Genomic DNA, 19621 nt, shown 5'->3' on the forward strand with positions numbered 1-19621 from the left:
ATCTTGGCGCATTGCCTGTCTGTGTTCTGTCTGTGTGAGGTGTTCATCCAAGTGACGACCACCTGCTATCATGCGGGTTGCCACACCAGCAAATCGACCATGTTGTCGGACGCCGCCAGTTGAAACCCAAGCCGGGCATAAAACTGCTTGGCTATGCCATTGTGCTTGGCTACGCAAAGCGTCAACGGCACCTTGACCTGAGTAGCCGCCCGTTGCAAAGCCTGCATTATCCCCGTGCCCAAATTTTGGTGACGCACTTTCGGAATCAGGGAGATATCCATAATCCTAACCTCTTGTTCCCCAAAATGGACAATGACTCTGCCTATGCGATCCCCTAATTTTTCCACGATAAAAACAAAAGCATCGGGATTGTTTTCGCCATAGCTAACGGTTTGCCACTGCTGCTGCAGGCCGATCAAGTGTTCAATAAAGTCATCCTCGGCATCAATCAGACGCAGATCCTGGCGCGTTGAACGATACAGCACGGCCAAAAAGGGTTCATCATCTGGACGGGCCGGTCGCAAGCTCAAGCCATCCGGCAAGGAGTTGCTGTTCTGTAACATGCCTTCTCTCCTGCAGAAAATAACAACCTGATTAAGGCAGGGCCAGCAAAAGGTTGCTCTATTGACTTTGATCACTTATTAGTCTAAAGCAATCTTTGCTCCGCAGCAAGATTATTTTATGGTTGTTTACAAATAACTATCCATAATATTTCATGAAGAAAAGCAGATTGTTAAAAGTGACTATTACTCAATTCAAAACAATCTGATACCACTCGCGATCTTCTTCCTCGCTTTGCGGCACGATGTGCACGACATAAATATCAGCAACAGAAAACTCTCCCAATGAAAAAGTACACAGGCCATCCTGGAAAGGGGGAACATCCTTGCCGGATGAGAGCAGAATGGAAAAGGGAATACGTCGGTCCGGCTTGTGCCGACGCGGCATGGCACGCGGATTTTCCGCTACCTCTTCCACCACGATGGGAATCACCTGATCCGGTGTAGCATTGGGAATCAGGGTTCCACTCTGGTTGAGAAAAGGTGAAATATCTGCACTACATAATCTACTCAACATCGTTCTCTATCCTGTCTCATGGATGGATCAGTACGTAGACATCCTGCCAACCTTCTTGCGCAGCTTTGCTGCAAAACATGGCAAAGGTATCCCTTTTCTGACAGTGATCTCACAACTTTGCATCATTATTCAAGGAATAATGATGCGGATAACCGAACAGGGCAAAGTCAAGAATAGAATATCTGTTTGGATAACCATTTTACAGGCAAAACAACAGCCATCATGCAATATCACGCCACATCCTTGAGCAGGGTTATCTCTCCCTGTTCGTTGGCAGCAATCTTATAGGAGGGCAAATTTTCCTGCTCTTTTCCCTCCCCCTCTTGTACGAGCAAACAGCGACAGGCAGACACAAGCTCCTCTTTGACCTTCATGATTTCCATGATCTCTGTATCGCTCATCCCCTTGCGTATCATCCTGAGCACCTTCTCTGTATCAGCGCTTAATGCCGCTGCCCTTTGCTGACTGACCATGATTTCAGCCATCAGAGCCCGACTTAAAAAACTTTCATTGTTGATCAACCGCTCCACCAACTCAACAAGGGACTGCTTGTTGTTTTCATCTGACAATTGCTGACGCAAAGATTCCAGATCTTGAAAATACTCTTCAAGAAACAATGTTTTCTCCTCAGAAACAACCGGATGTTTTCCTTCAACCTCAACGACCATTGGCAGGAAGCGGTTGCGGAGCTGTTCGGTCAATTGCTCCAACAAACTGGCGAGTTCCGTGATTTTGCTTTTCAGAATGGCAATGTTGTTCTGGTATTCCTCTTTCTTGTGTCGCATTTCGGCAATTTCCACGCCGTTGAGAATTGTTTTCATAAAGCCAGCAACTATGGCCAAGGCGGCAGCGATCATACCCAAGATCTTGGCAATGTTCAGCAAAGTGGATGCGAAAGCAGCATAAGCTGGATTGGCGGTTGCCAAACTCAGCAGATAGGAACTACCCGCTGCCGCCAATATTAAACCACTTCCCATACCCACAATCTCGGCACTTCCCGAGGTGTAACGTTGAATGAGTGACAGAATTTTATGAAAACTGTTCCCTTCCCCCAAGTTGATCGCATAACTGATAGACAGTTTTTTGAGATGATCCTGTACGGCATCGATCACGCGATTTTGGTTGCTCTGCATACTGGTGCAAAAACTGATTGTCTGATTGATACCATCCAGGAGATGCTTTTGTTTGCTGTGCAACTTTTCCAGTTCATCTCTCCGGTTATGGGTAAACATCTCTTCCCAACTACAAAAATAGTCATCCAGGCCGGTAGCCACTGCCGAGGCAGCGGAACCGAGTGCGCTGCCCACTGCCTTGCCAACCTTTGTTACCCCTTCCACTGTATCAGAGGCGGCCGACTCCAGAGCGTCACCAACCGCATGGCCGACCTTGCCCGCTTCCTCGACCGTATCAACAGCAACTGAGCCAACCGCTTTGCCAAAATCACCTACTGCCTCTGCAATACCACTGAGAATCATCACCATACTCCCTGTCTGTATCTGCTATTGATCAAACCGAGACATGCAGCAGCTTGGTCAGCCCTGTTGCCGATAACTGCAGCACAGGGGTGTGAGCCACTTGCCCTGGATGCTCTTTGACATGTGTGGCCAACTGTGCAACCAGAGTGGCATCCAGTTCAAAAATCTCCATGACAGTTTGCTGGTCGCTACCCTTCTGCAAAGCCCTGGCGGCTTGCAGCAAAGCTGTCTGAAAACGGCGTAAAAGGCTGATTTGTTCGTAGGAAGAGCGGATAAGAATATCTCTTAAGTCAACCAGTGCACGGACAATGCGTGCACGGCGTTCTGCTTCTTGTGTTTGTACTGCTTCCTCAGTGCGCAACAAATTCTGAAACATATCCAATACATCCTCTTTGAGCAGTTGCAAGTCTACTTGTTTTTCACTCGCAGTAGGATCGTGAATGATGGGGAGCGGTTCTGTCTGTTCGTGCAACGGCACACAAAGATAGGAAACAGACTCAATCAGTAGTTGGGCATGTCCCTTAAGCTCTTCGATGGCCTGTTTGATATTTTCCCTCTCATCCTTGATTTTCTGTTGCAGATTACGAATTTGCGCTACTTCAATAGCATTCAAAATGGATTGCATCACCGACACCACGAGCGTGATAGCCATAGAGATTTTACTGAGCGTATTGGTTATGGAGGAGAGTGACAAATAGAGTGAGGGACGAAGCGAATTATGGGCTGTGCTGGCTATGTGCATGGCCATTTGATATTCCACAATGGCTGCATGGATTATACCGCGGATACCGCTGGCACCGCGAATTGCCGCCGTCGAAAGCATCGACAAGCGGACAGCAAAGGCCGATACAGTGATAACTTTATTGCCAATCGAAATCATTTTTTTGATTACCGACAGCACGTTTTTGACCTTTTTCAGATCAGAAGTCAAATGAATATCAGGAAGATTGTGCTCAAAGTGGAACACTTTTTTTAATTCCTGCTGGTTTTCTGCCTCCAGATTGCTGATTGTCTGCATAATATCGGCAAATTGCAGCACAACCTGCTGGACTGCAGCGAGTTCATCATGGCTGCGACGCATTGCGCTGTGCGCTTTTTCCAACGCCTCTTTTCTTCGACCGGTAACATACTCTTCCCAACCAGCGAATAAATCATCGATACCAGTAATCACATCCTCAACTGCCCCACCCATAGTCTGCTCCCTTGCAAAAATTGAGATTTTCAGCCATGCCAATGAAGAGGTTTTTGTTCTGTTCTTCCGAATCTTGACAATCGAAACTATTCACCACCCAAACAACTGCTGGTCCAGGGAGGGAACCTCCCTGGCGGAGCCTCTGGGGTTTTGCTTTTTGCTTTTGGCGCGCTTTTCACACTAAGCCGACGCGCCTTTTGCGCCAATTCGCACAGCATCCCCATGCGGGTAGAGCTGGCGAGTCATTGCAAACCGGGTAGACCTGGCAAGCCAGCGCGAACCTGACTGGTTACGACAATCAAAACTATGCAGCTTGCTCTCAGGTGGGTGTGGCAATAATTGTCATTTTCTTGTTCTGATCAATGGCAATTTTGTAGGCAATTGTTTCCAGTTTGCCGGGATGTGCTTGGTGAAAACGACGACATTCGTTAATCTCTTCCTGGCTGACCTCCGGGATAATGTCGCGAATATCAGTATCGTCCATGCCGCGATAGACCATTTTCAACACGCGGGTGACATTGTCGCTGGCTGAAACAATCTTATAGTTTTCATGAAAAATTCCAGCCATCAATGCTGCGTTGACAATATTATCGAGGTGCATCGCTGCCTCGACCATCTTCTGCATATCTTCTGTACTCTCCAGATTGGTCAAGCGCGTATTCAGATTACGAATCTTGTCGTAATAATCTTCGAGGGAATATTGCTGATTGTTGTAGGTGAAGGTATGTTTACCATTGGTTACCGGCACCAAATGATCATATTTTTCCTGCAGCTCTTTCAGCAAGCTTGCAAACAAAGTGCTCAGTTTTCCTGATTCCTGTTTTAGTTCGCTTATATTTTTCTCATATTCTTCTTTCTTATGGCGCATGTTGGCAATATCCACACCGTTGAGAATGGAAGTCACCAGAGCACCTACTGCTGCCAAAACAGTGGCATATTTGCCAAGAGTTTTACACAGTTCAAATGCTTTGGAAGCAAAATTGGCCCAAGATGCACTGGAAGCAACCCAACTGACCAGTTTGCTGACAGCACTCACAGTAAGCGCTATCGCTCCCAATGTTCCGACTACGCTGGAGGCGCCCAAAGTGATTTTACCAGACCAGGAGAGAATATCTTCCAAAGTGTTATGCTCAATATTAACAACATACCTTCCTTTTATGTTGTTAACGTAAGCTTGAACTGCTGCGCCAACTTTGTCATAATTGCCCTTCATGCTGGTAAAAAAGGGAATGACATGATTGATGTCGTCAATAATTTTTTTCTGCTTAACCAGAAGCTCCTCCAATTTTTCTCTTCTTTTATGGGTAAACAGCTCCTCCCAACCACAAAAATAGTCATCCATTCCGGTCAAAAAACCAGACCAGCCATCCTCTATGATGCCAACACCGCCATCGATTATACTAGTTGAAGACATATTCTGTTTCCTTTTGATGATGGAGCAAACAAAAATACAACGGTGAGTTGGTTCTTGCTACCTTCCAAGATGGGTTTTTGTTTGTAAAAGTGAACACAATCAAAAGATATTATATGAGAGTCTAAAAATAAACTTACATTTGATTACATGTGTAAATCAGTCGAACTGGCAAGTCAAGTTATTCTACGTAGGGGCAATGAGCTTCCTCTGTGTATCAATAGACAAACTTGATTTTTGTTACATATAGTATGCAAAAGTGCGTATAAGGGGCGGGTTTTCGGTATCCCATTACACACAGTTCGCCAGTTTTGTCTCCGTGGGGATGCTGTGCGGGTTGGCGCAAAAACACACGCCAATCCGCACAGCTTGCATCCATTAGGCGCTTAAGCCGACGCAAAAAGCGCGTCGGCTTAGTGTGAAAAGCGCGCCAAAAGCAAAAAACAAAACCCCAGAGGCTCCGTCTCTTGACCCGCAGTTGTTTTGGGTGGTGAATAGTTACGAATTTTGCACCTTTTTGCGCAAGCGACCCAGCAGCACATTGAGGCGCTTGCACTCCACAACCGACGCGCGCTCATTCAGCAGGCCGACCAGCTTGGTTCTGGCGATGGGCGTATCTCCCGTTTCCGCCAAATGGCGGAGCAGCGAAAATTCCCGACCAGTCACTGTAATATGGATCTTCTCCAAGCTCTTGTGACTGGGTTTGTGTCCATGCCTAAGATATGAGTCCATGTCGGCAGCCAATGGAACGGATTCGTAACGGGATCTCCCTTGTTTTCATTCATCTCAGTTTTTTGGAGCCCAATAGTTGCGTCGATGATCATACCAGTAATAACGCAGATATTTACCGGCCTCCACTACCACAGCAACCAACCGATCTTCTCCGACCGTGTTTGTTTTGTGTATAAGGATCGGGTCGCAGGTCACATCCTGGCCAAAATCAGGCAACTCTTCAAATACACGCTTCTGTCGTAAATCGGTAACAACAGCGCGAAAGCTTTTAATCTTCTGTCCAACCCGGGCAACCACATGGACTTCATCCTGGAAGCTGTGGATTTTTGGATTGTGACAGATTAATGGCTCTTTCTCATTGCGCGACGTGATGACTGTTTTTTCACCCCAGGAATCTTCCTCCCAGTCTCCATGAAAGTAGTGTTCAAATCCCTCTTCTGTCGGCACAATGATTTCCAGCGTACCACCTTTCCATAATTGATCGAAAATATGGTGAACCATGGCAATTTGTCCCCGCAAACGTCCGATCCGTGGAAATTTTTTGTCATCCGAGAAGTTGTTGAGATTGTGTGGATAGGTGTCACTGTAATCATTTGTTACGAATTCCGGACGTCCACCCACTGGGTTTTGGTTAAACCAACCCAGGATGAGTCTGGAAACTCCATTTTCAAACACCGGTACAGCAAAATGGCGCAATTTGCTCTTTGGGTGATAATTGGCAACAGCCACTTTGCCAATGATCCATGACCCCTCAGTTAAACTATTGTAAGTGAATTGCCGAACTGTGCAGGATGGGTTTTCTTTCCCGTCATCAATGGCAGCATGTGAACGGAAGATCTTTTTTTCCGTAGAAACCAGCACATCAAACCAATTCTCGAATCCGGGAAATCCATCTGACTGCTTATAATAGTTAAAAGCATGAACAGCAACTATATTAGTTTTTTCAGGCATCGTCTCCTCTAGAAAAACAGTGTATATATTGCCAGTTTTGCCATTCATATCTTTTGTTAAGTGTGTATAGCCTTTCCCGCCATCTGTGCTCAAAAAAAGCAATATATCTCTATCCGAGCCTTTGCGAAAATTGGCGGCTGCCATTTCTGCCAAGGGGGCAAAGGATTGATCAGTGACAATTCGTCTGCAGGCTTTTTCATCGCGCACTGTCACAGTAAAAACATGCTTTCCCTGCTGGATAAGAAACAGATCTTCTTGACTGTCAATACGCAACGGCAAGATCTGATGGACATAATCCTCTGCAGAGCAGGTCATTTTCCGTATCGGAGCAATCGACCAATCTGTCATGACAAACAACTCCTCCTCAATTTTTGTAAACTTGCCAAACCGGCATAAGGATCACGAATTTGTAATCTCAATGCGTCCCAAGTGCTGCAATGGCAGAATAAATTCATGAAAATCGATCATCAGCGGATTGTCTTTCCAGAGCTCACGCCACTGCATCATGATCCGATAGATGTTTTCTTGTTGTGTTTCCGATGCCAGTTGATAAATCGGAATAATCCGATTGACTTTACAGCAGCGCCAACTCGTAGCCGGTGCCAGAGAAGCAGTCCACTCGGCAACAGAATTGACACATCCGGGATCTCCACCAACAGCATTGAGTTGCGCACTCTTGCTTTGTGAGCCGCTACTCTCTTCACTGCCTTTTTTGACGGATCCGGAGAGTGCCATATCCCATGAAACCGATTTGAGTTTCAGTTGAAATTCCAACTGCATCTCTTCGCGCTTTTCATGCGATGTAATGGTAGTGCGATCCTCCAGAAACAGTTTGCCGCCAATCAAAAACTCTACCGGCAAATAGGCTCCCCATTTTTCAAAAAAGGCTCGCATACGGAAAAAAGCGTCATAAGATTGCGGAATACACCCTGTGACAGGCAGTTGCAGTGCTTGCTGTTGCTTCTGGCACGAGCTGATTTGCTTGTTGAGTTGTAGCAGATCGTTTGCACATTCCGCGTCAGAAGTGAGCTGAGATTTTTCCAGAGACTGTATTTTTTTGAGAGATTCGTTGATTTTGTCATGCAAGATACTGATCTTCTCTGCAGCTTCCTTTTTGACCTCATCACGTAGCCGTTGTATTTGCTCTCTTAAAACAGTCAACTCCTCTGCAGCCTGTTTGTTGCGTAATTGCTGATCAGCTTTGCGTTTGTTTATCTCATTTGTCAGACGCTGCAGCTCCTCAGCAAGCTCAGCCATCTTTTTGGCGTTGATGGTCTCAAGCTCTTCCTTGCTGGAAAAATAGTGCAGATCTTCCAAAAATTCGCCATCAAGTTGTGCACGGGCCTTGCTGAGCAGGCTGAGCTCCATTTTGGGTACAATTGTTTCTGATCGGCCATAGTAGTTTTTCATGCTGTCTGATTCACTGGTGGCATAGGCGGCGCTTATTTTCCCCCTTGCACCCCAAGCGAGGCCGTTGTAACCACCACTGAGCGAGCAGGCGATGCTCAGATCCTTGGCAAAAATGGCATAGTCATAGGTAAAAGTTTCGCTATTGATATAGCTTTTTTGTGCATCAAGCACGCTGACCAGATTTTCAGGTTGACCGCCGGGTTTGATCGGTTGACGAAAACTCCATTCGATTTGGCTGTTTTTCATCAATACTCCGTGAAAAACATTACAACTCTTGAGCAAGCTGCGTTTGCCGGCATCATCAAGCACACCATAAGAGTCCATTTTGGCGGATGCCTTGACACCCTTGCCGCGTATCGATTGGTTGCTGACCCAATCCTCTTCTGCTTTAGGGCGTTTTACCTCCAATCCTTTCGGTATGGCAGGCAGCTCATCTTCAGAAACGGTAATGCGATTTTTGCCAACCGCACGGATGATGGTAAGAGCAGCTCCTTCTTTTGGAGCATGTTCTTTACCATCTGGCAAAAGCTGTTTTACCGTTAAATCACTCTCATCTTCAGGAAATATGCGTTGATTGCCAGAGTCGAGAAAACGATCAGCACTATCCATAATGCCACGAGCGCTGAGGGTTTTACGCAGATCGGCAAGCAACATGCCAGGCTTGGCCTTCAAACGATGCGTTTCATTCGCCTTATCGGATTCACCTTTTTGCGCTTCGGAAACGATTTTAATCTGCAATGCCCAATCTTCTGTGCTTTCTGTGCTGGTTGCCTTTGTTTCCGCACTGTGCAGCGCTGCTGAATCGCTCAGTGCGGGATTGCTGGCAGGAAGCGCACCTGTATCATCCGTTTGTTGCAATACGGCGGCAAGGTTGTTCTGAGCGTTGGCTGCTGTTTGGGGATGGCCCGTCGGTAAAATATCTCCATCATGCAGTTGTGCCAATGAATGCTGATTGTCCAGCATTTGTTTTGCAGGAAGAATAAAAGGTGTGCTATCCTCAGCCATGGTCAACCCATTAATATTATAATTATTTATTGTTACGCTCCTGGCATAAAAACAGGAACGATGGGAGATGTTCTAACTACATTTCATCATGTGTTGCGCCTGTCCCCCAATCTTCTGTGCGCATGAAACCTTTCCATTGCCACAAGCAGTTCCATCAGACAGAGAGAGGGAACAAATTTCCACCAGCAACGACTTCCTCGACCAAAAATTCAGCCGTTCACGATGTTTTTCCGAATTCTTCAACATAATAAACCCTGCACATTGAGAAGACAACTTACATTTGCTTACATTGACTGGTGTAGTCAGTTATAATCAAAGATGACGGTTTGTGAGGGGAAGAGATGTTATTTGTTGCGAGGGCATGATGTGGTTCAGGTGATAATGCACTTGACTGTCATCAGGTAGCCGAGGGGATGGATGCTTTTTACGGGAAGTTCACAATGTAACGAATTTTGCACCTTTTTGCGCAAGCGACTCAGCAACACATTGAGGCGATTGCACTCCACAACCGACTCGCGCCCATCCAGCAGGCCGGCCAGCTTGGTTCTGGCGATGGGCGTATCTCCCGCTTCCACCAAATGGCGGAGCAACGAAAATTCCCGACCAGTCAACTGTAAATGGCTGCCGTCGGGGGCAACCAACAGGCAGCGCTCTCGCTCCAGTCGCCAGTTTCGGCTCTCTGCTCCATGCTCTGCGACTTTTTCCGGGAGGGGCAAGCGTCTGGCAACAGCATCGATATTGGCCGCCAACTCGCGCAGATCGATTGGTTTAAGCAGATAGGAGTCGGCACCACTCGACAAGCCATGCAGGCGGTCTGAAAGAGCGCTGCGGGCGGTCAGCATGATAATGCCCAGGTTGGGTCGGATTCTGCGCAGCTCTTCGGCTATCTGAAAACCATTGTAGCCAGGCAACTGCACATCCAGCACCACCACATCCACACTTTCACTGGTCAGACGGCTCAGCAACCGTTCACCACTCTCAACGCCAAAAACCGGATAGTTCATGGCAGAGAGAAATTCCACCATGCTGCAGCACAGATCCGCATCATCCTCGACAATGGCCACTTTTGGTACGGCAGGCACTGTTGTTACTCCCGATGGGGGGTGCGAGCAGGAAAGTGCACCGTGGCACAGGTGCCCTGGCCGGGTTGACTCGCAATAGCAAACTCTCCCTGATACAAATGGACTATCTGTTTGACCAGATAGAGACCGAGACCTGCACCGCTGGCATGTTGGGCATTGTGGCCACGAAAATAGCGGTTGGTCACCTGAGGCAGGTCGGCACTGGTGATGCCCATCCCTTGATCTTGTACCGACAAGGTCAACCACCCGTTCTGGTCGCGATGGGCCTTCAGGGTGATCTCTGTTCCTGGCGGAGAATATTTGCGGGCGTTATCCAACAGGTTGCTCAGGACCACCCGCAGCAGATGGGCATCCATCCACAGATTGCCCAGAGCTGCAGGTTTTTCCAAGAGGAGTCGATGACTCTGGAAACTGCTTGACTCGCCCGCCCAAAACATGTGCATAAAATCATCCAGCATCACCCCTTCATCCATCCGCAAGCCACTGACATGAAGATGTTCCAGACGGCTATCAGAGAGGCAGTTGTCCATAAAGGCAGTAACTCTCTGAACGCCCCTGTGGATTCGTTCCAGCAATTCATTGGCCTCGCAGAGGGTCGCGCAGCGCACTCCTAACAACTGTGTGGCAGAAGCCACGCTGGCCAACGGCGAGCGGATCTCGTGGGAAACCATGGACAAAAACTGTTTTTGGTCGGCAAGAAGCTGTTCTGCAAGCTCTTTGGCCTGTTTGTTGCGTTCCTGGGCCAGCACTCTTGCACTCACATCCACTCCGATCGAAATGGCTCCAATCGTTGGTTTTTCAACGGGATGGTGCAGGGTGTTATACCACTCACAGGTGATGATTGCCCCGGATTTGGTGCGGTTTTTGTTCAGGGAGTAGGTGATGGTCATCTCCCGCAGGGTGCGATCCATGACCTGGTGCACTGCATCCTGATCGGTCTCCGGCACCAGTAATGCGACCATCGGTTGTCCCAATGCCTCTTCCAGGCTCCATCCAAACAAACGGCTTGCGGCAGTATTCCAGCCGATGATCCGGTCGGAAGGATCGGTGACGATCAAGGCCATCGGTACGGCATCAAACAGATATTGCCAGCTTTTTTCACCCGCTTTCAATCTTTTGTTCAAGCGGATCAGGTGATAGGCAATGCCTGCCGCCAGCGCCAGGATGCTTCCCATGACAGCCAGGACCGAAAATATCCAGGTCAGGTCTACCGCTTTGGGCTCGGCGTTATAGAGAAAGCCTTCAAAATGGACCGGGAGCTTGAGCATGCCCAGTTCGCTATAGACCTCGGCGATATGCCGCCACCGCCCTTCATACATATGGCCGGGAGCCACCAGATCCACTCGCATCAGGGGGACCATCTGTTGCGCCTCATAGAGCAGATGATTCAGGTCATGTTGTTGGGGATAGCGTTTGTGGATCAGTTTGGCTACCTCTTCCAGATGGGTCATGGCATACTGCCAACCACGCAGGCTGGCCTCGCGAAAGGCACGCACCTGTTCCGGGTGATCACGAATCTGTTTTTCGGTGGTGAAGAGGTTGTCACCATAAAAGTCAATGCCGCCGTTGCGCGGGGAGTAGAGTACAAAGGGCAGACCGGCATCAGCCAAAGCAAAGGGTTCATCGGTGACATAGACGGTCATGGCATCCACTTCCCCACGAACCAGAGCGTCAACAGAAAAACCGTGTGCGACAGGATGATAAGAGTGATCTTTCAACCCTTCGCGACGAAGATAGGCAATCAGTTCGGCTGAACCAGGCTCAACCATGACCCGTTTTCCAGCCAGACCGTGCAGGCTCTGCACGCCGGAGTTGTGCAGGGTCAGCAGTGCCAGCGGTGAATGCTGGAAAATGGTGGCCAACACCACCACTGGTATCCCTTTTTGCCGCAACAACAGCAGATCGGTGGTGCCAACGCCAAACTCTGCTTGGCCATTGACGACCTTGCCGACACAATCATCTCCCGGTTCACAAGGCAGAATCTCTACTGCCAAGCCCTTTTCCTGGTAATATCCTTTCTCCTGGGCGACATAGTAGCCAGCAAACTGAAACTGGTGTGACCATTTGAGTTGTAGGCGGATTTTTTTGTCTTCGGCCCAGGCAGCGTTGTTGCCTGTCTGCAGCAGCAAAAGCAGAATGAGCGCAATGCCTAGGCAGTGGAAAAGAGAGCCACAGAGTGGTTTTGTTAACGTCGCGCACCAGGCAGGCTTTTTTGCCGATTGCCAAGGGGCCAATGGATGGTTCAAAAAGAGTGAACAGCTTTCCGGTTGTGTCGTTTTTGGAGTCTGTACCAGCTTATGCGGAGAAAGCTCTGTGCTTGTGTCAGTTGCATGAGGCAAGTCACTCAGAGCTGTTATAAGCCCAGTCCCTTTTGTGATCATTGTGTTCATGCGAGAGTTGCCTGCTTGACAATAACTAATAATGTCCGCTGCAAGCTGTGATGAGGTGTATCGATAAACAATATAATGTACGGATAGTTCATCAATTCACTATGTCTCCTACACCACCATCCTTGGTGTTGTTGACATAACTGAGCGGGGCGCTCCATCTCTGGCGATGCAAAACATGCTAAGTCTATGCGATAAGAGCCATTTGGTGAAAGTTTTTTTTCCTGATTTTCAAAAATTGTCCTGTTTTTTTCTGCACTACCTTATTAAATTTGCAAGAAAATTTTATATTGCAAGTTGATAAGAGTATCATGGCGGTTGATTTGGTACAGTACATACCACGAAATAATTTATTATTTATTTATATTTTGTGTTTGCTTGAATATGAAATACACAATATAATAATTTTTATCTTATCTTTTGACTGTTGATTTTTGAAAATATCTTTTAAGTAATAGCAATGACTTTCGAGTCGTTTATTGAAAAGGTGCATTTTAGACAATGCTATGATCCTAGATTCTCATAATGGATTGTTTCTCTCTCGTGGCTGCACCGGTTGTGGTGATGGGGCAGAAAAATCGGTGATGTGGGTGGGCAGGTATTGCATCTGTCTTGCCCCTTTTGGAGTGCGTGGCAACATTTTCCGCTTGCATCTTCTTCAAGTCACGCCATGATTATCAGTATCAGAAACAACTAAAATATGCAGCTCTCGCACAAGAGAGTCTCCCCATGGTTCATGGACGAGGCACACTTCCTTTGGTAGACTTTTTTGCATTAGCAAATCAACCATTTCGCTGGGACAGGTTATGAATCAACAAGCTCTTTCCGCTCTCGTCTGGTCCGTGGCTGACCTGTTGCGTGGGGATTACAAGCAGGCAGAGTATGGCCGGGTCATTCTGCCCATGACGGTGCTGCGTCGTTTGGATTGTGTTTTGGCATCCACCAAGGCTGCGGTATTGGCAGAATATGCCCAGAAGTTACAGATGGGTCTCAACCCGGAACCCTTCGTGCTGCGCAAGGCGGGTCAGAGTTTTTACAATATTTCGCCGATGGATATGACCCGCTTGAAGGGGGATGCGGACCATATCCGGGAGAATCTGTTCAGCTATCTCAATGGTTTTTCATCTGCGGTGCGGGATGTGTTCGAGCGATTTGAGTTTCATACCCAGGTGGAGCGTTTGGCCAAGGCTGGGTTGCTTTATCAGGTGGTGGAAAAGTTTTCCGGGTTTGCTTTGCACCCGGAATCGGTGAGCAACTATCAGATGGGATTGGTTTTCGAGGAGTTGATTCGCCGTTTTGCTGAGCTGTCCAACGAAACCGCCGGGGAGCATTTTACCCCGCGTGAGGTGATTCGCTTGATGGTCAATCTGCTCTTTATTGAGGATGACCCGGTGTTGGCCACTCCTGGGGTGGTACGGACCCTTTACGACCCCACGGCAGGTACAGGAGGGATGCTCTCCATTGCCGGTGAATATCTGGAGGAGCACAACCCCCAAGCCCGGTTGACGGTATTCGGGCAGGAGTTGAACCCGGAGTCCTATGCCATCTGCAAGGCGGATATGCTGATCAAAGGTCAGGATGTCTCCAATGTTGTTTTCGGCAATACTCTCTCCGAGGATGGCCACCCGCACAAGAGGTTTGATTATATGCTTTCCAATCCCCCGTTCGGGGTGGAGTGGAAAAAGGTGGAAAAAGAGGTCCGCAAGGAGCATGAGAGCCTGGGTTATAATGGTCGGTTTGGTCCCGGTTTGCCGCGTGTGTCGGATGGTTCCATGTTGTTTCTGCTGCATCTACTTTCCAAAATGCGTGCGGTGGCCGATGGCGGGAGCCGGTTTGCCATCGTGTTGAATGGTTCGCCGCTGTTTACCGGCGGGGCGGGTAGTGGCGAGAGTGAAATCCGCCGTTATGTACTGGAAAACGACTTGCTGGAAGCCATCATCGGTCTGCCCACCGACATGTTCTACAACACCGGGATTTCGACTTATCTCTGGATTGTCAGCAACCGCAAGCCCGCCCAGCGCAAGGGCAAGGTGCAGTTGATTGATGCCAGCGGCATGTGGCAGAAGATGCGCAAGAGCTTAGGGAGCAAGCGCAAAGAGCTGTCGGACGAACAGATTGAGGCCATCACCCGGCTGTTCGGTTCCTTCACCGAGGCCGAACAGGATGGCAAACCCATCAGCCGCATCTTTGCCAATAGCGATTTCGGCTATCGCACCATCACCGTAGAGCGACCGGAACGGGATGCGGCGGGTCAGATTGTACTGGGTCAGAAAGGCAAGCAAAAAGGCAAGCCGCAACCGGATGCCAAGTTGCGGGATACCGAGAACGTGCCTCTTTCCGAAGCGGTGGAGGTCTATTTCAAGCGGGAGGTGCTGCCCCACGCGCCCGATGCCTGGATTGATCATGAAAAAACCAAAATCGGCTATGAAATCTCTTTCAACCGCTATTTTTATGTGTTCCAGTCGCCCAGGTCTTTGGCAGAGATTGATGCTGATCTGAAAGAGGTGGTGGGAAGGATTCAGGGTATGCTGGAGGAGATTTTGTGATGTGTGGTTCAAAGAACGACATGGGGTCTGGTGAGAGTTTACTGTATCAAGATAAGAGGAATAGAATGAAAAATCAACCTGATGCTGGTTGTGTACACACTCTATGTAACTACTGGAATCTGCTTGTCAGTCTGATGATTGCATGCTATATTTTGGATAACAACACCCGCCAAGGCTATGCTCATCTGAGTACCCTCAAACCGGCGGGTTGCTTTTTTGGGGAATCCGGTTCTGGATTTCTTTCCCATGCGCTATGACAAACCTCACGCATCGTTTGCCCAGCAGATTGCACTGTTGCAATCCAGGGGTATGCTCATTGATGATCCATCCCATGCCGCCCATTCCCTTGCGCACTTGAACTATTACCGTCTGGTTGCCTATTGGTTGCCGTTTGAAGAGGATCATGCCACGCATCGATTTCGCCCTGGTACGCGATTTTCTGCAGTTTTGAACCTGTATGAGTTTGACCGCAAGCTGCGTTTGTTGGTACTGGATGCCATTGAGCGGGTGGAAGTGTCGTTACGGACACAATGGGCCTACTACCTGTCCAGGGAGCATGGTTCACATGCCTATATGCACCCGTCATTGTTTGTCAACAGTGAGGTATTCCAAGAGAATCTAAATCATCTGAGGAAGAGCGTCGGGGAGTCGCACGCCGCTTTTGTCAAACACTACCGGGACAAATACACCGATCCGGATTTGCCGCCCATCTGGGATGTTTGTGAATTGTTGACGTTTGGAGCTCTTTCAAAGTGGTATGCCAATCTGCGACCGATGCCGATTCGTCGTGCCATTGCCTTCCCCTACCATCTGGATGACGATGTTTTGCAGTCCTTTCTGCGTCACCTGAACTTCATCCGCAACGATTGCGCCCACCATCACCGTCTTTGGAACCGCAGTTTCACCTTCACCATGAAAATTCCCCAAACCAAGCCCAAAAAGCTGGTAGACAATTTCTGTCGGGAAGGGAGTCGGAAGATTTACAATGCGCTCGTTATGTTGGCATGGATGATGGATTTGATACAGCCGCACAACGATTGGAAAGAACGTCTGTTGGAGATGATCGAGCAGCACGCCATTGAACCCTCGTCCATGGGTTTTCCCGCCGATTATCGCCAAAGGCTAATCTGGCAGCCAGGGTGGAGTTCCTTAATATGAATATTCCGCGATATACTGAATACAAGGATTCTGGGGTGGAGTGGCTGGGGGAGGTGCCGGGGCATTGGGGGGTGGTGCCATTGAAGCATCTTGCAGAATTCATCAACGGGAATGCTTTTAAACCAGCCGAATGGGTTGAATTTGGTATTCCAATCATACGAATACAAAATCTTAACGGTAGTGGAGAATTCAATTATTTCGATGGAGAGGTAGAAGAGAGATACTTGGTACATGATGGCGAGTTGCTTTTTGGCTGGTCCGGCAATCGTGGCACATCATTTGGTCCTTTTCTCTGGCAGTGGAACGAGGTGTGTGCCCTTAATCAGCATATTTTCCGTGTTGTTCCATTTGACTCAGATAAAAAATCATTATACTGGACCCTGAAGGCAGTGACCACCCATGTGGAAGACCAAGCACACGGCATAATTGGTATGGTTCACATAACAAAAGGCGACCTTGGTACAATCAATGTTCCTGTCCCTCTTCAAGAAGAACAATCCGCCATCGCCGCCTTCCTCGACCGCGAGACGGGTAAAATCGATGCCCTGGTGGCCGAGCAGGAAAAGCTGATTTCACTGTTGAAAGAGAAACGCCAAGAGGTCATCTCCCACGCCGTGACCAAGGGACTGAACCCCGATGCACCGATGAAGGACAGCGGGATTGAATGGCTTGGGGCGCTACCGGAGCATTGGAAGGCAGGGTATGTTCGTTATTTTGCCAGATTGGAATCTGGACACACCCCTAGTCGCCAACATCCAGAATACTGGGAAAACTGTACCATACCATGGTTCTCATTGGCAGATGTTGGACAAATTCGGAATGACGAAGTGATTTATGTTTATGATACCAAAGAGTTGGTCAGTGAACTTGGTTTGGCGAACTCTTCTGCAAGGTTGCTGCCGAAAGGGACTGTCATGCTTTCTCGTACTGCATCTGTAGGCTATTCAGCTATAATGGGATGCGATATGGCAACAACTCAGGATTTTGCAAACTGGGTTTGTGGACCTGAATTAATTTCAGAATTCTTGCTCTTCGTAATGCGTGGGTTGAGAAACGAGTTCAACCGTTTAATGATGGGTTCTACTCATCAGACCATCTATATGCCAGATATCGCCAAACTTGCTCTTGGAGTGCCACCCCTCCCTGAACAATCCGCCATTGTCGCCTACCTCGACCAACAAACCGCCAAACTCGACACCCTCACCGCAGAGGCCCAACGCGCCATCGAGCTGTTGAAAGAACGCCGCTCTGCTCTCATATCCGCTGCCGTGACTGGCAAAATCGATGTGCGGGGGATGGCAACATGAAAAAGAGTGTTATTGACCCGCTGACCTTGTTGAACAATCTCGAATGGGGAGAGCGGGAAGATGTCGAGTTTAAATCCGCTCGTGGTGGCCTGCCCTCCAGTTTGTGGGAAACCTATAGTGCCATGGCCAATACCCATGGTGGTGTCATTCTGCTCGGCGTCGAAGATGACCTGACTGTCAGCGGGGTGGGTGATGCGGCCAAATTGACCAAGACATTCTGGGATACCATCAACAATCGGGGCAAGGTCAACCTTAACCTGCTGGAAAATGATGATCTGAAAACCATCGAGATCGATGCCAAAGTGGTCATGGCCATCCGCATTCCCCAGGCCAACCGTTATCAGAAACCTGTCTATCTCGGTCAGAATCCGTCGCTTGGCACCTATCGGCGCAACTATACAGGAGATTACCACTGCACCGAGCAGGAGGTGGCCCGCATGTTGATGGACAGATCCGAGGAACCACCCGATAGCCGGATTCTTGACCATTTTTCCATGCAAGAGATCGATGCACCCAGTTTGCAGCAATACAGACAGCGATTTTCCGCTTACAAGCCCAGCCATCCCTGGTTGGATCTGGATGAGAAAGAGTTATTGTTGAAACTGGGTGGATGGCGTAAGGATCGTGCCCAGCAAAAGGAAGGTCTGACAGTGGCTGGCTTGTTGATGTTTGGTCACGATGAGGCGATTCGTGAAGCTGTACCCGCCTTTCATATTGACTACCGCGAGAGACTGTCCCAGGATCCCGATGTTCGTTGGACCGACCGTTTGACTGCAGATGGCACCTGGACTGCCAATCTTTTTCAATTCTTTTCCAGGATCTTTCATCGGCTTTGTGCGGATCTCAAGACACCGTTTCAGTTGGATGTCAATCTGATTCGTAAAACAGATACCGGGGTCCATGAGGCGATACGCGAAGCCCTGGTCAACGCCCTGATTCATGCAGACTACCAAGGTCAGGGTGGTATCGTCGTTGAGAAATATCTGGATCGGTTTGAGTTTTCCAATCCGGGTACCTCTCTGGTCTCTTTCGATCAGATGCTGAGTGGCGGTGTCAGTGAATGTCGCAACAAATCGCTGCAAACCATGTTCATGATGATCGGCATTGCCGAAAAAGCAGGTTCCGGGATTGACAAGATCCTGCGTGGTTGGAACTCCCAGCATTGGCGTTCTCCTTTGTTTCGTGAACAGATGCAGCCGGATCGTATCCTGTGGCGTCTGCCCATGGTGAGCCTGCTTCCACAAGATTCCCTGGAAAGGTTGCAACGGCGATTTGGGTCAGCGTTCAAAAGATTTAACAAAACGGAGGTTCAGGCTCTGGTCACTGCCGATGTGGAAGAGAGCGTGGATAATGCGCGTATGCGCCAGTTTACCTCTTTGCATGCCTCCGATGTCACAAAACTATTGCAAAATCTTGTTTCTAAAGGAGTGCTTGTGCAGGAAAAACGCGGAAGATGGAGCCAATACCGTCTTCCGCCATGCAAAGACCCCGCTCATCATTCCAGGCACTCCGTACATATGGGGGTTGACTCCGTACATATGGGGGTTGACTCCGTACATATGGGGGTTGACTCCGTACATATGGAGGAACAGAGCCGTCAGGAGTGGCAGTTGTTGCTCCAGAAGGCTGCCCCTGCCAGGAATAACGCGAGACTGGATCCAAAGGAGATGGAAAAACTGATTTTAAGTCTTTGTCTTGATCGTTGGTTGTCACGAAAGCAGCTTGGAGAGTTGTTGAATCGCAATCATGATGGCTTGCGTGCCCGATTTTTGACCTCCATGGTGCAACATGGTTTGTTGAGGCTCAGATACCCCGATAAGCCAAACCGTGTGGACCAGGCCTATACAGCGACCAAGGGTGCATAAGTGTTTTAACATTTGAATCAATT

Annotated in this window: 14 protein-coding genes; 4 read left to right on the forward strand and 10 right to left on the reverse strand. The window is 48.6% G+C overall.

Going from position 1 to position 19621, the window contains the following annotated elements; translation table 11 throughout:
* Nucleotides 1-68 precede the first annotated feature (68 nt).
* From EJP87_RS17155 to EJP87_RS17200, 10 genes are all read right to left on the reverse strand, one after another.
* Entirely contained in the window at nt 69-563 is a 495-nt protein-coding gene (locus tag EJP87_RS17155) for a GNAT family N-acetyltransferase (RefSeq protein WP_130473027.1), read from the reverse strand.
* A gap of 187 nt (nt 564-750) precedes the next feature.
* Entirely contained in the window at nt 751-1077 is a 327-nt protein-coding gene (locus EJP87_RS17160) for a DUF6916 family protein (RefSeq protein ID WP_130473028.1), read from the reverse strand.
* Between the two features lie 230 nt (nt 1078-1307).
* Nucleotides 1308-2552: a coiled-coil domain-containing protein gene (locus EJP87_RS17165; RefSeq protein WP_130473029.1), complete on the reverse strand. Its 1245-nt coding sequence runs from the start codon at nt 2550-2552 to the stop codon at nt 1308-1310.
* A 31-nt stretch (nt 2553-2583) separates the two neighbouring features.
* On the reverse strand, nt 2584-3744 hold the full coding sequence (locus EJP87_RS17170) for a hypothetical protein (protein ID WP_130473030.1): 1161 nt from the start codon (nt 3742-3744) through the stop codon (nt 2584-2586).
* A gap of 319 nt (nt 3745-4063) precedes the next feature.
* Nucleotides 4064-5086, reverse strand: a complete 1023-nt coding sequence (locus EJP87_RS17175) for a hypothetical protein (protein WP_130473031.1) — start codon at nt 5084-5086, stop codon at nt 4064-4066.
* Between the two features lie 567 nt (nt 5087-5653).
* Nucleotides 5654-5821 carry a helix-turn-helix domain-containing protein gene (locus tag EJP87_RS17180; protein ID WP_193771516.1) on the reverse strand — a complete coding sequence of 56 codons (168 nt, stop codon included), beginning with the start codon at nt 5819-5821 and terminating at the stop codon, nt 5654-5656.
* Nucleotides 5822-5941: 120 nt separating this feature from the next.
* Nucleotides 5942-7186: a hypothetical protein gene (locus EJP87_RS17185; protein WP_130473033.1), complete on the reverse strand. Its 1245-nt coding sequence runs from the start codon at nt 7184-7186 to the stop codon at nt 5942-5944.
* 51 nt (nt 7187-7237) lie between these two features.
* Complete coding sequence (locus tag EJP87_RS17190; RefSeq protein WP_130473034.1) at nt 7238-9253, reverse strand: MAC/perforin domain-containing protein; 2016 nt, start codon at nt 9251-9253, stop codon at nt 7238-7240.
* A 371-nt stretch (nt 9254-9624) separates the two neighbouring features.
* Nucleotides 9625-10335 carry a response regulator transcription factor gene (locus tag EJP87_RS17195; RefSeq protein WP_130473035.1) on the reverse strand — a complete coding sequence of 237 codons (711 nt, stop codon included), beginning with the start codon at nt 10333-10335 and terminating at the stop codon, nt 9625-9627.
* A gap of 5 nt (nt 10336-10340) precedes the next feature.
* Complete coding sequence (locus EJP87_RS17200) at nt 10341-12725, reverse strand: ABC transporter substrate-binding protein (protein ID WP_130473036.1); 2385 nt, start codon at nt 12723-12725, stop codon at nt 10341-10343.
* An 803-nt stretch (nt 12726-13528) separates the two neighbouring features.
* On the opposite strand from EJP87_RS17200, the gene EJP87_RS17205 reads away from it, so the two are divergent.
* The 4 genes from EJP87_RS17205 (at nt 13529) to EJP87_RS17220 (ending at nt 19598) form a co-directional block, all read left to right on the forward strand.
* A complete protein-coding gene (locus EJP87_RS17205; protein WP_130473037.1) occupies nt 13529-15268 on the forward strand; it encodes a type I restriction-modification system subunit M in 1740 nt (579 codons plus the stop codon).
* A 246-nt stretch (nt 15269-15514) separates the two neighbouring features.
* Nucleotides 15515-16426: an Abi family protein gene (locus EJP87_RS17210; RefSeq protein ID WP_130473038.1), complete on the forward strand. Its 912-nt coding sequence runs from the start codon at nt 15515-15517 to the stop codon at nt 16424-16426.
* On the forward strand, nt 16423-17733 hold the full coding sequence (locus tag EJP87_RS17215; RefSeq protein ID WP_130473039.1) for a restriction endonuclease subunit S: 1311 nt from the start codon (nt 16423-16425) through the stop codon (nt 17731-17733). Before EJP87_RS17210 ends, EJP87_RS17215 begins: the two co-directional genes overlap by 4 nt.
* A complete protein-coding gene (locus EJP87_RS17220) occupies nt 17730-19598 on the forward strand; it encodes an ATP-binding protein (protein WP_130473040.1) in 1869 nt (622 codons plus the stop codon). The genes EJP87_RS17215 and EJP87_RS17220 overlap by 4 nt, the downstream gene beginning before the upstream one ends.
* Nucleotides 19599-19621: the final 23 nt, after the last annotated feature.

This window comes from Candidatus Magnetaquicoccus inordinatus (genome assembly GCF_004217665.1).
In the GTDB taxonomy this organism is placed as follows: domain Bacteria; phylum Pseudomonadota; class Magnetococcia; order Magnetococcales; family Magnetaquicoccaceae; genus Magnetaquicoccus; species Magnetaquicoccus inordinatus.

Bases quoted from the DNA above. Each gene is read 5' to 3' on its own strand.
- EJP87_RS17155 (WP_130473027.1), bottom strand. From the start codon at position 563: ATGTTACAGAACAGCAACTCCTTGCCGGATGGCTTGAGCTTGCGACCG.
- EJP87_RS17160 (WP_130473028.1), bottom strand. From the start codon at position 1,077: ATGTTGAGTAGATTATGTAGTGCAGATATTTCACCTTTTCTCAACCAG.
- EJP87_RS17165 (WP_130473029.1), bottom strand. From the start codon at position 2,552: ATGATTCTCAGTGGTATTGCAGAGGCAGTAGGTGATTTTGGCAAAGCG.
- EJP87_RS17170 (WP_130473030.1), bottom strand. From the start codon at position 3,744: ATGGGTGGGGCAGTTGAGGATGTGATTACTGGTATCGATGATTTATTC.
- EJP87_RS17175 (WP_130473031.1), bottom strand. From the start codon at position 5,086: ATGGATGACTATTTTTGTGGTTGGGAGGAGCTGTTTACCCATAAAAGA.
- EJP87_RS17185 (WP_130473033.1), bottom strand. From the start codon at position 7,186: ATGACAGATTGGTCGATTGCTCCGATACGGAAAATGACCTGCTCTGCA.
- EJP87_RS17190 (WP_130473034.1), bottom strand. From the start codon at position 9,253: ATGGCTGAGGATAGCACACCTTTTATTCTTCCTGCAAAACAAATGCTG.
- EJP87_RS17200 (WP_130473036.1), bottom strand. From the start codon at position 12,725: ATGAACACAATGATCACAAAAGGGACTGGGCTTATAACAGCTCTGAGT.
- EJP87_RS17205 (WP_130473037.1), top strand. From the start codon at position 13,529: ATGAATCAACAAGCTCTTTCCGCTCTCGTCTGGTCCGTGGCTGACCTG.
- EJP87_RS17210 (WP_130473038.1), top strand. From the start codon at position 15,515: ATGCGCTATGACAAACCTCACGCATCGTTTGCCCAGCAGATTGCACTG.
- EJP87_RS17215 (WP_130473039.1), top strand. From the start codon at position 16,423: ATGAATATTCCGCGATATACTGAATACAAGGATTCTGGGGTGGAGTGG.
- EJP87_RS17220 (WP_130473040.1), top strand. From the start codon at position 17,730: ATGAAAAAGAGTGTTATTGACCCGCTGACCTTGTTGAACAATCTCGAA.